The organism is Neisseria sp. P0021.S007 (assembly GCF_051956855.1).
This window is the reverse complement of record NZ_JBQCXA010000002.1, coordinates 93,096-106,067: the sequence shown is the minus strand read 5'-3', so window position 1 is coordinate 106,067 and position 12,972 is coordinate 93,096. Positions and strand designations below refer to the sequence as shown.

At 51.8% G+C, this 12,972-nt stretch carries 12 protein-coding genes; 1 reads left to right on the top strand and 11 read right to left on the bottom strand.

Annotated features, from left to right (window positions below; translation table 11 throughout):
- Positions 1-57 precede the first annotated feature (57 nt).
- The 9 genes from nuoF to truC form a co-directional block, all read right to left on the bottom strand.
- Positions 58-1,353: an NADH-quinone oxidoreductase subunit NuoF gene (nuoF, locus tag ACTHUR_RS03520; protein ID WP_003686543.1), complete on the bottom strand. Its 1,296-nt coding sequence runs from the start codon at positions 1,351-1,353 to the stop codon at positions 58-60.
- A gap of 57 nt (positions 1,354-1,410) precedes the next feature.
- On the bottom strand, positions 1,411-1,884 hold the full coding sequence (nuoE, locus tag ACTHUR_RS03515) for an NADH-quinone oxidoreductase subunit NuoE (protein ID WP_004519138.1): 474 nt from the start codon (positions 1,882-1,884) through the stop codon (positions 1,411-1,413).
- Positions 1,884-3,140: an NADH dehydrogenase (quinone) subunit D gene (gene nuoD / locus ACTHUR_RS03510; protein ID WP_004519139.1), complete on the bottom strand. Its 1,257-nt coding sequence runs from the start codon at positions 3,138-3,140 to the stop codon at positions 1,884-1,886. The genes nuoE and nuoD overlap by 1 nt, the downstream gene beginning before the upstream one ends.
- On the bottom strand, positions 3,130-3,723 hold the full coding sequence (locus tag ACTHUR_RS03505) for an NADH-quinone oxidoreductase subunit C (protein ID WP_002216335.1): 594 nt from the start codon (positions 3,721-3,723) through the stop codon (positions 3,130-3,132). Before ACTHUR_RS03505 ends, nuoD begins: the two co-directional genes overlap by 11 nt.
- Positions 3,724-3,735: 12 nt before the next feature.
- Positions 3,736-4,218, bottom strand: a complete 483-nt coding sequence (locus ACTHUR_RS03500) for a NuoB/complex I 20 kDa subunit family protein (protein ID WP_002215610.1) — start codon at positions 4,216-4,218, stop codon at positions 3,736-3,738.
- Positions 4,209-4,565, bottom strand: a complete 357-nt coding sequence (locus ACTHUR_RS03495; RefSeq protein WP_003686600.1) for an NADH-quinone oxidoreductase subunit A — start codon at positions 4,563-4,565, stop codon at positions 4,209-4,211. The genes ACTHUR_RS03500 and ACTHUR_RS03495 overlap by 10 nt, the downstream gene beginning before the upstream one ends.
- A 325-nt stretch (positions 4,566-4,890) precedes the next feature.
- Positions 4,891-6,348: an oligopeptide:H+ symporter gene (locus ACTHUR_RS03490; protein WP_004519140.1), complete on the bottom strand. Its 1,458-nt coding sequence runs from the start codon at positions 6,346-6,348 to the stop codon at positions 4,891-4,893.
- A 199-nt stretch (positions 6,349-6,547) separates the two neighbouring features.
- Positions 6,548-7,651: a peptide chain release factor 2 gene (gene prfB / locus ACTHUR_RS03485; RefSeq protein ID WP_003681666.1), complete on the bottom strand. Its 1,104-nt coding sequence runs from the start codon at positions 7,649-7,651 to the stop codon at positions 6,548-6,550.
- A gap of 97 nt (positions 7,652-7,748) precedes the next feature.
- Positions 7,749-8,465 carry a tRNA pseudouridine(65) synthase TruC gene (truC, locus tag ACTHUR_RS03480; protein WP_004519141.1) on the bottom strand — a complete coding sequence of 239 codons (717 nt, stop codon included), beginning with the start codon at positions 8,463-8,465 and terminating at the stop codon, positions 7,749-7,751.
- A gap of 140 nt (positions 8,466-8,605) precedes the next feature.
- Here truC and ACTHUR_RS03475 point away from each other — a divergent pair, with 140 nt between their 5' ends.
- Positions 8,606-9,334: a TIGR00730 family Rossman fold protein gene (locus ACTHUR_RS03475; RefSeq protein ID WP_039861893.1), complete on the top strand. Its 729-nt coding sequence runs from the start codon at positions 8,606-8,608 to the stop codon at positions 9,332-9,334.
- A gap of 111 nt (positions 9,335-9,445) precedes the next feature.
- Here ACTHUR_RS03475 and ACTHUR_RS03470 read toward each other — a convergent pair whose 3' ends face one another.
- Together ACTHUR_RS03470 and sstT are read right to left on the bottom strand one after the other, a co-directional pair.
- Positions 9,446-11,302: an ABC transporter ATP-binding protein gene (locus ACTHUR_RS03470; protein WP_004519144.1), complete on the bottom strand. Its 1,857-nt coding sequence runs from the start codon at positions 11,300-11,302 to the stop codon at positions 9,446-9,448.
- Between the two features lie 227 nt (positions 11,303-11,529).
- Positions 11,530-12,753 (bottom strand): serine/threonine transporter SstT, encoded by a 1,224-nt coding sequence (gene sstT, locus ACTHUR_RS03465; protein WP_004519145.1) that lies wholly within the window; start codon positions 12,751-12,753, stop codon positions 11,530-11,532.
- Positions 12,754-12,972: the final 219 nt, after the last annotated feature.

Here is a 12,972-nt window from a genome sequence, read left to right as displayed (position 1 = left end):
GTTCGTTCCTAGTTACGGGTATTTAATAAATAATTCTTTTAGAGGCCGTCTGAAAACTTAGCACCACTTATTCGGTTTCATCGGTCCGCCGTGTTCGATGTAATGCACAAACTCATCACGGAAATGCTTGGTAAAGCTGCGGACAGGGAAGACGGCGGCATCGGCAAGGGCGCAGATAGTGCGGCCTGCCATTTGGTTGCCGACGGAATCCAGCAAATCCAAGTCTTCCATGCGGCCTTTGCCTTCTACGATGCGGTGGACGATGCGGTAAAGCCAGCCAGTACCTTCACGACAAGGCGTACATTGGCCGCAAGACTCGTCGTAGTAGAAGTAGCTCAGGCGTTCAAGGGCTTTCACCATGCACACGTCTTCGTCCATGACGATAATCGCGCCGGAACCCAACATCGAGCCTGCTTTGGAAATCGAGTCATAGTCCATATTGGTCTGCATCATGATATCGGCAGGCAACACGGGCGCGGACGAACCGCCGGGAATGACGGCTTTAAGTTTTTTACCGCCGCGCATACCGCCCGCCATTTTCAGGACTTCGGCAAACGGCGTGCCCAACGGCACTTCATAGTTGCCTGGACGCTCGACATGACCGGAAATACAGAACAATTTGGTACCGCCTGCATTCGGAATACCTTTATCGGCAAATGCCTGTCCGCCGTCACGGATAATGAAGGGGACGGAGGAGAACGTTTCGGTATTGTTGATGGTAGTCGGTTTGCCGTACAGGCCGAACGAAGCAGGGAATGGTGGTTTAAAGCGAGGCTGGCCTTTTTTGCCTTCCAGCGATTCGAGCAATGCGGTTTCTTCGCCGCAAATATATGCGCCGTAGCCGTGGTGGGCGAAGAGTTCAAATTCAAAATCCGAACCCAAAATATTTTTACCCAAAAAGCCTGCGGCACGCGCCTGCTCCAAAGCGGCTTCAAAACGTTGGTAGCCTTCGAAAATTTCGCCGTGGATGTAGTTGTAGCCGGCTTTCGCACCCATCGCGTAACCGGCGATAATCATGCCTTCAATCAGGGCATGAGGATTGAACATGATGATGTCGCGGTCTTTAAATGTACCCGGCTCGCCTTCGTCGGTGTTACAAACCACATATTTTTCGCCCGGGAAGGAACGGGGCATAAAGCTCCATTTTAAACCGGTCGGGAAGCCCGCACCGCCACGACCGCGCAAGCCAGAGGTTTTGACTTCGTCAATCACATCGGTTTGCGAGATGTTTTCGGACAGGATTTTACGCAGGGCGGTATAACCGCCACGTTTGACGTATTCGTCCAATGTCCAGCAATCGGGATTGGCGGTATCCACTTGGTCAAAAATCACGCCTGATTGGTAAATAGCCATTTTTGGTGTGCCTGTTCGTTTTCGTATCGGTTGCAGCCGTTGTTTTCAGACGGCCTTTTATTTCAGTTCGGCAAGTTTCTTGTCAATCGCTTCTGCGGTCATAAAGCTGCACATGCTGTGGTTGTTGACCAGCATGACCGGAGCGTCGCCACATGCGCCCATGCATTCGCCTTCGACAAGGGTAAATTTGCCGTCGGGCGTGGTTTCGCCGTAGCCGATACCGAGTTTTTGTTTGAGGTATTCGCCGGTTGCCATACCGCCGCGCAGGGCGCAGGGCAGGTTGGTACAAACGGTCAGTTTGTATTTGCCGACAGGCTCAAGGTCGTACATATTGTAGAAAGTAGCGACTTCGTAGGCTTGTGCAGGCGAGATGCCGATATAGTCTGCGACAAAAGCGATGGTCTCAGGAGCAAGCCAGCCTTTTTCGGTTTGGGCAATACGCAATGCGCCCATGATGGCGGAGCGACGTTGGTCGGCAGGATATTTTGCCAACTCGATGTCAATTTGTTTTAAAGATTCTGCGGATAACATTATCGGTCAACCTCCCCGAATACGATGTCCTGCGTACCGATGATGGCAACAACGTCGGCCAGCATGTGGCCTTTTGCCATTTCGTCCATGCCTTGCAGGTGGGCGAAGCCGGGTGCGCGGATTTTCAGGCGGTAGGGTTTGTTTGCGCCGTCTGAAATGATGTAAACGCCGAACTCGCCTTTCGGATGTTCGACAGCGGTGTAGGTCTCGCCCTCGGGAACGTGCATACCCTCGGTAAAGAGTTTGAAATGGTGAATCAGGTCTTCTATACCTGTTTTCATTTCGGTACGTTTGGGCGGAGCGAATTTGTGGTTTGTGGTAATGACCGGACCCGGATTGACACGCAACCACTCGGAACATTGTTTGATGATGCGTACGGATTGACGCATTTCTTCCATACGGCAGAGGTAACGGTCGTAGCAGTCGCCGTTGACGCCGACGGGGATGTCGAAATCCATTTTGTCGTACACTTCGTAAGGTTGTGTCTTACGCACGTCCCATTCCACGCCGGAACCGCGCAACATAACGCCGGTAAAGCCTTTTTGCATGGCGCGCTCAGGAGTGACAACACCGATGCCGACGGTACGCTGTTTCCAAATACGGTTGTCGGTCAGGAGGGTTTCGAGTGTGTCGATGTTTTTCGGGAAACGCTCGCAGAAGGCGTCGATAAAGTCGAGCATGGTACCTTCGCGGGATTCGTTGAGCTGCTTCAATACTTTGGCGTTGCGGAATTTGCTGCTCTCGTATTTAGGCATGAAGTCGGGCAGGTCGCGGTAAACGCCGCCGGGACGGAAGTAGGCCGCGTGCATACGCGCGCCGGAAACGGCTTCGTACAAGTCCATCAGCTCTTCGCGGTCGCGGAAGGCGTAAAGAATGGCGGTCATCGCGCCGATGTCGAAAGCGTGCGAACCGATGCCCATTAAGTGATTGAGGATGCGCGTTACTTCGGCAAACATCACGCGAATATACTGGGCGCGGATAGGTACATCGATACCGGCAAGTTTTTCTACCGCCAAGCAATACGCCTGCTCGTTGACCATCATGGAAACGTAGTCCAAACGGTCCATATAGGGCAGGGCTTGCAGATAGGTTTTGGTTTCAGCCAGTTTTTCAGTACCGCGGTGCAGGAGGCCGATGTGCGGATCGGCACGGACGATGGTTTCGCCCTCCAACTCCAAAATCATACGCAATACGCCGTGCGCCGCAGGGTGTTGCGGGCCGAAGTTGATGGTGTAGTTTCTTAATTTATTGGCCACCGTAGTTCTCCTCACGGACGATACGCGGCGTGATCTCGCGCGGCTCAATGGTAACAGGTTGGTAAATCACGCGTTTTTGCTCTTCATCGTAACGCATTTCCACATAGCCGGAAATCGGGAAGTCTTTGCGGAACGGATGTCCGACAAAACCGTAATCGGTCAGGATGCGGCGCAAGTCCGGGTGGTTGTTGAACATGATGCCGTACATATCGAAGGCTTCGCGTTCGTACCAATCCGCGCTGTTGTAAATATCGACGACGGATTCGACTACTGGGAAGTCGTCGTCTGAAACCCAGACGCGTACGCGGATGCGTTGATTGTTTTTAACGGAAAGCAGCTGACTGACGACGGCAAAGCGTTTGCCCTGCCATACTTCGTTTTTGTAAGTGCTGTAATCGACACCGCACAAGTCAACCAGAAGCTCGAAATGCAGCTCTTCATGGTCGCGCAATGCGGTCATGACTGAAATATAGTGTTCGGGCAGACACTCGACGGTAATCTCGCCCAAAGCTGAAATGACTTTGCTTGCCTGATCGCCAAGCACGCCGACGACGGTCTCGTATAAGTTTTGAATGCTTGCCATATCGTCCTCTCCTTACTCGTCACGCGCAATGGTGGAAGTGCGCTTGATTTTTTGTTGGAGCTGAATCAGGCCGTAAATCAGGGCTTCCGCAGTCGGCGGACAACCCGGCACATAAACGTCTACCGGCACGACGCGGTCGGCACCGCGCACAACGGAATAAGAATAGTGGTAATAGCCGCCGCCGTTGGCACACGAGCCCATAGACAATACCCAGCGCGGCTCGGCGAGCTGGTCATACACGCGGCGCAGTGCAGGTGCCATTTTGTTGGTCAACGTACCTGCCACAATCATCAGGTCGGCCTGACGTGGGGACGGACGGAAAATGATGCCGAAACGGTCAAGGTCATAACGCGCCATACCCGCATGCATCATTTCCACGGCGCAGCAGGCCAAGCCGAAAGTAACCGGCCACAATGAACCGGTACGCATATAGTTCAACACCGTATCCGCGCTGGTGGTGATGAAACCTTTTTTCAAAACGCCTTCTATTCCCATTCCAGCGCACCTTTTTTCCATTCGTAAATAAAGCCTACCGTCAGAACGACGATAAACACTAGCATAGACCAAAAGCCGTACGCGCCCAAATCTTTGAACACAACTGCCCATGGCAACATGAACGCGACCTCCAAATCAAACAGGATGAAGAGGATGGCGACGAGGTAATAGCGCACGTCGAACTTCATCCTTGCGTTCTCAAAGGCTTCAAAACCGCATTCGTAAGCCGCGTCTTTTTCGGCATAGTGACGTTTCGGGCCTAAAATTGTGCCGAGCAAAATAAACAGCACGCCGGCCGCAAGGCCGACGAGGATGAATACGAGGACGGGAAAGTAACTGGCCAACATGGTCGTACCTAACTGGTTGACAGACAAATCTTAAAAATAGATTACCATTTTATCGAATTTCAAAAGCCATTTAAAGGTAAATATCAGCAAATCAGCAAAAAAACCTCAATAAATTCAATAAAGTTATGAGAACAATTCTTATTTGTATTTAATATTTCCAAATTTTAATTTCGGTTTAATTATGTATCATTTAATTTAAATTTTCCGCCTATTCAATTTATGCCCCGAATCCTCCCTCTTTCCGATTCCCAATAAAACATGAGGCCGTCTGAAATAGATTATTTTCAGACGGCCTGCGTACATCACATCCATTTAAATGGAAAAATCAATCGACACCTTTGAGCATGCGGTTCAATACCGGGGCGAGTACCAACAGGATACCGCAGGTTACCGCGCCGATGGTGGCCAGCATCCAGTAGAAATCCAATGGCGACTGAGCATTGTAGTAGTCTTTAAACAACACTCCGCCCAAGGTAAAGCCGATGGACAATGCCAAGAAATTCAAAGCAACCATTTGTGTTTTGAACATGCTCGGTGCGATTTTGGTAGAAAACGACAGCGAAATCGGCGACAGCATCAGCTCGCCTATCGTAATCGCCAGCAACACCAGCATAAACACGATAATCGGCATCGGGGTTCCGGATGAAATATACGGAATAAAACTCAAATAAGAGACGCCGGTTACCAACATGGCCAGTGCAAACTTCAACGGCGTTTTAGGTTGGCGTTTGCCCATTTTCGTCCACACCGCCGCCATCACGCCGGAAAAGAGGACCACCCACATGGCCTGTATCGAATCTTTCCATGAAACAGGCACGGTAAAGCCGAAGAAAGTACGGTCCACCGTTTCGTCAAAATAAACCGTTGCAACGGTGTACACCTGAAACCAAACCGCCCAGAACATACAAATGGTCAAAAACAGCGGAATATAGGCCACAATATAGCGTTTATTGGCCGCTTCAACCTGGCTGCTGCCCAGCAGGCGTGCAAAATAAGCGATAACGGTAATAATGACCACGCCTAAAAGCCAGCGTGAAAAGTTCTCAAGATTGAGCGCGCCGGAAGCAATCACGCTGCTCAACACCAAAACCAGCAACACACCGACAGCTATTGCAGTCTGTACCTTTTCAGGGCGCAACGGATTGGGAGCCGGCGTATGCGGCAGGTTTTTACGGCCGCGCGAATACCACAGCAGGCCAAATGCCATACCGACGGCCGCCGCGGCGAAACCGTAATGGAATCCCATTCTGTCTTGCAAAATACCGGTCAACAAAGGGCCTAAGAAACCGCCGATATTGATGGAAATATAGAAAATAGAGAAACCGGCATCGCGCAATTCGCGCAGGTCGTCCCGTTCATACAAAGAGCCGACCATCGAACCGGCAGACGATTTCACGCCGCCGCTGCCCAGCGCGATAAACACCAAGCCCAGCAGCAATCCCATCAAACCCGGCACAATCGCCAATAAAATATGGCCGGTCATCACGACGATGCCGGCGATAAACAGGGTACGCTCCGCGCCCCAAATGCGGTCGGCCAACCATGCGCCGAGAATCGTGGACAGGTAAACGCTGCCGCCGTACGCGCCGACAATGCCACCGGCCAAGGCTTTATCCATACCCAAACCGCCTTGATTCGCGGCGTAATATAGATAAATCAGCAGGATGCCCTGCATACCGTAGAAGGAAAAACGCTCCCACAGCTCAATATGGAATAGGGTGGATAATTGCAAAGGATGGCCGAAGAAAGTTTTCTCGGCAGAAGACAGCTTTTGACCGGACATTTAATAAGTTCTCCTAATATATCGGACAGGATCAGGCTTCAGACGGCCTATTGCACCTACCAATCATTTTTATAGAAACTATATATTACCGCCAATCTTTGCATTTGCAAAACATGTTTTAATATTTGCAAAATAATGTTTCTTTCAAACTGAAAAATGCCGTCTGAAATCTTTCAGACGGCATTTTATGTTTTACGGTTTATACGCCTTGTTTCAGGCTGGCTTCGATGAAGCCGTCCAAGTCGCCGTCCAATACGGCTTTGGTGTTGCCGACTTCGTAGCCTGTACGCAAGTCTTTGATGCGTGAGGAGTCCAAAACGTATGATCGGATTTGGCTGCCCCAACCCACATCGGATTTGCCTTCTTCCAACGCCTGTTTCTCTTCGTTGCGTTTGCGCATTTCCAATTCGTACAGTTTGGATTTCAACATTTCCATCGCAGCAGCTTTGTTGGCGTGTTGCGAGCGGTCGTTTTGACATTGCACTACAATCCCTGTCGGCTCGTGGGTAATACGCACGGCGGAGTCGGTTTTGTTAATGTGCTGACCGCCGGCACCCGATGCGCGGTAAGTGTCGATGCGCAAATCGGCAGGGTTGATTTCGATTTCGATGGAATCGTCGATTTCGGGGTAAACAAACACGGATGAAAAAGACGTATGGCGTTTGTTGTTGGAGTCAAACGGTGAGTAACGAACCAAGCGGTGAACGCCGGTTTCGGTACGCAGTAGGCCGTAGGCGTATTCGCCTTCCACGCGGATGGTGGCGCGGTTGATGCCTGCGATTTCGCCGTCGTCTTCTTCAAGGATTTCGATTTTGAAGCCTTTGCGCTCGGCGTAGCGGCTGTACATGCGGAACAGCATGCCCGCCCAGTCTTCGGCTTCAGTACCGCCTGCGCCTGCGGTGATGTCGATAAAGCAGTTGTTCGGGTCGGCAGGCTGGTTGAACATTCGTTTGAATTCGAGGTCGGCCATTTGTTTTTCCAAACCGGCCACATCTTCCTGTACGGCGGCGAAACCTTCTTCGTCATTTTCTTCGACGGCCATTTCAATCAGCATGCGGTTGTCTTCGATGCCTGTGGCGATGTTGTCGAGGGTTACCACGATGCCTTCGAGGATCTTGCGCTCTTTGCCGATTTCTTGGGCGCGTTTGGGGTCGTTCCAAAGTTCCGGATCTTCGGAGAGGCCGACGACTTCTTCAAGGCGGTCTTTTTTGCCTTGATAGTCCATATAGACGCGGATGTCTTCGCTGCGCTTCTCCAAGTCGTTTAGGGTGTTGTTAAGCTGGTTGATTACTTCGGCTTCCATGATTCTTGTGTTCTTTCAAAATTTTAGGGGCGTATTGTAAGGGATTTGCCTGTTTTTTTCCATGACCGGGCCGTCTGAAAATGTACGGTTCGGGTTTTCAGACGGCCTCGGTTTTAAATTTTTCCATCCAAAGCTGCCAGTCGTTGTCTATCGGCGCTTGTACGGTCATCCGACTACCGTCTTCTATGCTTTGAAAACTGAGGCTCTGCGCGTGCAACATTAAGCGTTGCGTGCCGATATGTTCGGCAACGGCATGGTTTTGGCGCAAATCGCCGTAGTTGGTGTCGCCGACGATGGGGTGGAAAATGTGTTTCATATGGCGGCGGAGTTGGTGTTTGCGGCCGGTGTGCGGCGTGAGTTCGGCCCACGAATAACGCGAAGTCGGATAACGCAGGGCGGATTGGAACGGCAACTCGGTTTGTGCCAGACAACGGTAGGTGGTTTGCGCTTCCTGCAATGTGGCTTCGGTCTGCGCTTCGGCGATTTTGTCGGGCATATATTTGAGGGCGTAATCAATCAGGCCGTCTGAAGGTAGATGACCGCGAACAATCGCCCAATAGGTTTTTTCGATGGTTTTGTTTTCAAACTGCTGCGTCAGTAACCGTGCGGCTTCCGTATCGAGGGCAAACAGCAAGACGCCGGAAGTCGGGCGGTCGAGGCGGTGGACGGGATAGACGTGCTGCCCGATTTGGTCGCGCAGGGTTTGCACGGCAAAACGGGTTTCGTGTTTGTCTAACCAGCTTCGGTGCACCAGCATTCCGGCAGGTTTGTTGACGGCAACGGTGCGGCTGTCGCGGTGGATAATATCGAGCATGGCGGAGCAGTTGAATAAAAGCAGATATTGTAACGGGCTTTTGAAGATGTGGCAGGCACACTTGCCGCCGAAACCCAACTTTCAGACGGCCCGCCTCTTTCGGGTTACAATACTGCACATAAAAACACGAAGGAAAAGCTGTGAGCCTGCTCAAAAAACTGCCCAAACCCATGCTGCCCGACGAAACACGCCGCGATATTCAGGCGCGCGAGTCGTATCATGTATTGAAGATTATTTCCGAATTTGTCGAAGCCGGCGAAGAATTGCGCGCCATTCAGCCAGCCGTCAGCATTTACGGCAGCGCGCGCACGCCCGAAAACCATCCCGACTACGCGTTCACATTGCGCTTGGCGCGCAAACTGTCGGATGCCGGATTCTCCGTCATTTCCGGCGGCGGTCCGGGCATTATGGAAGCGGCCAACAAAGGCGCGTTTGCAGGCGCAAGTCCGGCGGTGGGGCTGAATATCGTGTTGCCGCACGAACAAAAAGCCAATCCGTATCAGGATTTGTCTATTAAATTCCAACACTTCTTCCCGCGCAAAGTCATGTTCGTCAAACACGCCGTGGCGTATGTCGTCATGCCCGGCGGTTTCGGCACATTGGACGAATTGTTTGAAAGCCTGACTTTGGTGCAAACCGGCAAAACGCCCGACCGCCCGATTATCTTAGTGGGCAAAGCATTTTGGGCAGGGCTGTTGGACTGGATACGCGAGCAGTTGCTGGGCAGAAACCTGATTTTGGAAGAGGATTTGAACTTGATCCGCACCATCGACGACGAAGACGAAATCATCGAAGAAATCTTCGCCCATTACGAAAACCGCTTGGAAGACTTGTTCGAACACCAAAATGCTTGGTCGCTGGGACTGTAAACAACTAAGGTTTCAACTGAAAAAAGGCGGTTATCCCACCTGCCCTTTGCTTCATTAATAAAGGCCGTCTGAAAATGTTTTCAGACGGCCTTTTATCTTCTTTCAAAGCGTTTAATTGTTTTCCCACTCGACATGCTCACTCAAGAAGCCGCCGCTTTGGTGCGCCCAAAGTTTGGCATACAGGCCTTGTTTCTCGAGCAACTCGGTGTGGCTGCCTTCTTCGATGATGCGGCCTTTGTCCAAGACGATGAGGCGGTCCATCGCGGCGATGGTGGAGAGGCGGTGGGCGATGGCAATCACGGTTTTGCCTTCCATCATTTTGTCGAGGCTTTCTTGGATGGCGGCTTCGACTTCGGAGTCAAGCGCGCTGGTGGCTTCGTCAAGCAATAGAATCGGCGCGTCTTTAAGCATAACGCGGGCGATGGCGATGCGTTGGCGTTGGCCGCCGGAAAGTTTCACGCCGCGTTCGCCAACGTGCGCATCATAGCCGCGTCGGCCTTTGGCATCGCTTAAGTTAGGAATAAAACCGGTGGCCTCGGCGCGTTCGGCGGCAGAAATCATTTCGGCTTCGGTCGCATCGGGACGACCGTAGATAATGTTGTCGCGCACGGAGCGGTGCAGCAGGGAGGTATCTTGCGTCACCAAACCGATTTGGGCGCGCAGACTTTCTTGGGTAACGCTGTCCACGTTTTGGCCGTCGATCGAAATCGTGCCGCTTTGCGGTTCGTAAAAGCGCAGGAGCAGGTTGACGATGGTGGATTTGCCCGCGCCGCTGCGGCCGATCAAGCCGACTTTTTCGCCGGGTTTGATGTTCAGATTAAAGCCGTTGAGGAGCGGTTTGCCTGCTTCGTAGGAGAAATCGACGTGATCAAACTTGATTTCGCCTCGGGTGACTTTAAGCGGCAGGGCTTGCGGTTTGTCGAGGATGGTGTGGGGTTTGGACAGGGTAGCCATGCCGTCGTTGACGGTACCGATGTTTTCAAACAATCGGGCGGATTCCCACATGATGTATTGCGACAAACCGTTCACACGCAATGCCATGGCCGTGGCGGTGGCTACCGCGCCTACGCCGACTTGGCCGTGATACCAAAGCCAAATACCCAAGGCGGTCGTACCGACGGTCAGCGAGCTGTTGACGATAAAACTGCAGGTATGCAGCAGCGTTGCCAAACGCATTTGGGCATGGACGGTTACCATAAACTCTTCCATCGACTGCTTGGCATAAGCGGCCTCGCGTGCGCCGTGGGAGAAGAGTTTGACAGTAGCGATATTGGAATAGGCGTCTGTAATGCGGCCGGTCATCAACGAGCGCGCATCGGCCTGACGCGCAGCGGTTTTGCCGAGTTTGGGAATCAGGAAGCGCATAATCATCGCGAATCCAATCATCCAGCAGATAAACGGCACGATAAGCCAGGCATCGAATGAGGACAGAATCACGCCGGAAGTGATGAAGTACACCAGCACATACACAACCATATCGGCGACGGTCATCACGACATCGCGCAGCGCCAGCGCGGTTTGCATCACTTTGGCGGACACGCGTCCTGCAAATTCGTCCTGATAAAAGCCCAGGCTTTGACCCAGCATCAGGCGGTGGAAATTCCAGCGCAGGCGCATGGGGAACACGCCTTGCAGGGTTTGCAGGCGCACACTGGACGCGAAAAAGGTCCAAACGGCAAAAAATGCCACCATGGCCATCATGCCGATTAAAGCATGGCCTTTTTCAACAAAAAGCGTTTGCGGCGTATAAGTGCCGAGCCAGTCGACCACCTTGCCCATAAATTGGAACATCAAGGCTTCCATGATGCCGACACCGACCGTAAATACGGCCAACACGGCAATCCATTTGCGCACGCCTTCAATGTTGCTCCAAATAAACCGCCACAACCCTTTTTCTGGCGTTTTCGGCGCGGCTTCTGGATAAGGGTCGATGCGGGACTCGAACCATGAGAATATTTTTTTAATCATTGTTTTTACAAATGTGATAAGACGGTCAGGCCGTCTGAAAAGAGGTGTTCAAATACATTCAAGACTGTATTTTACGGGAAAAATCCGACTGATGACAGCGGATACCGTCAGTCCGATCAAACCAATCTATCGGCTTGACCATCTAAAAATCCATTTTCTTTGCATAAAACAAAGGCCGTCTGAAAGTTTTCAGACGGCCTTTGCTGAATTTAGGTTGCCCTTAAAAATCACTCTTTACGTTGACGGCCCAAATCGGCAGCGGCAGTAAACAAAACGTCGGTGGAAGAGTTCAACGCAGTTTCTGCAGAGTCTTGAATCACGCCGATGATGAAGCCGACGGCAACCACCTGCATGGCCACATCGTTATCGATACCGAACAGGCTGCACGCCAAAGGAATCAGCAGCAACGAGCCACCGGCCACACCGGATGCACCGCACGCGCTGACAGTTGCCACCAGGCTCAGCAGCAGGGCAGTGGCGAAGTCAACCGTAATGCCTTGCGTGTACGCCGCAGCCATCGCCAAAACGGTAATGGTGATTGCCGCACCGGCCATATTGATGGTCGCACCCAATGGAATGGAGATGGAGTAAGTGTCTTCGTGCAAACCCAGTTTTTTCGCCAATGCCATATTCACAGGGATATTGGCGGCGGAAGAACGGGTAAAGAAGGCATACACGCCACTTTCACGCAGGCAGGTAAACACCAGCGGGAAAGGGTTGCGGCGGATTTGCGTCCACACAATAATCGGGTTGACCACCAAAGCGATAAACAGCATACAGCCGAGCAATACGGCCAACAGCTGCATATAACCGGCAAGCGCTTCAAAACCGGTTTCCGCAATGGTAGAAGACACCAAGCCGAAAATACCCAGCGGCGCAAAACGGATAATCCATTTCACAACGGTCGAAACGGTATCGGCCAAATCGGCCGCCACTTGGCGGGTCGTATCCGAACCGTGATGGCGCAAAGCCGCGCCCAATACCAAAGCCCAAGCCAAAATGCCGATATAGTTGGCATTGGCCAGCGCGTTAATCGGGTTGGCCACCAAATTCATCAGCAGCGTTTTCAACACTTCGATAATGCCGGAAGGCGGCGCAACGGACACATCGCCGGCCGTACGCAGAATCAGCGTGGTCGGGAATGCCATGCTGGCGACAACCGCCACCACAGCGGCTGCAAACGTACCAAAAATATACAAAATCAAAATCGGTTTGATGTGGGCCTGATTGCCTTTTTGGTGTTGCGCAATGGCGGCAGTCACCAAAACGAATACCAAAATCGGCGCGATAGCCTTAAGCGCACCGACAAACAGGCTGCCCAGCAGTCCTGCGCTGATACCGACTTGCGGCGCAACTGCGCCCACAAGAATACCTAAAACCAAGCCGATGGCGATTTGTACCACCAGGCTGACGCTGTTGATCGCGTTTAAAAGCGGATTGCCACTTGCCATATCCGTTCCTTCAATTTAAAGATATGTTAAAAAAGTCTTACATTCTAAAATAAAAAATCATTTGTCGGCGAGGTTTTCATGCACACCTCACAAAAACAGCATTAAAGTTTAGCATTTATGACACAGTTGGCACTTTATGCCAAAAATATGGTCAAACCCGCTCAAACCCTACTTTCAAAGTATGCCCATACCGTTGCCTTATCCCTCTGTATCTTGATT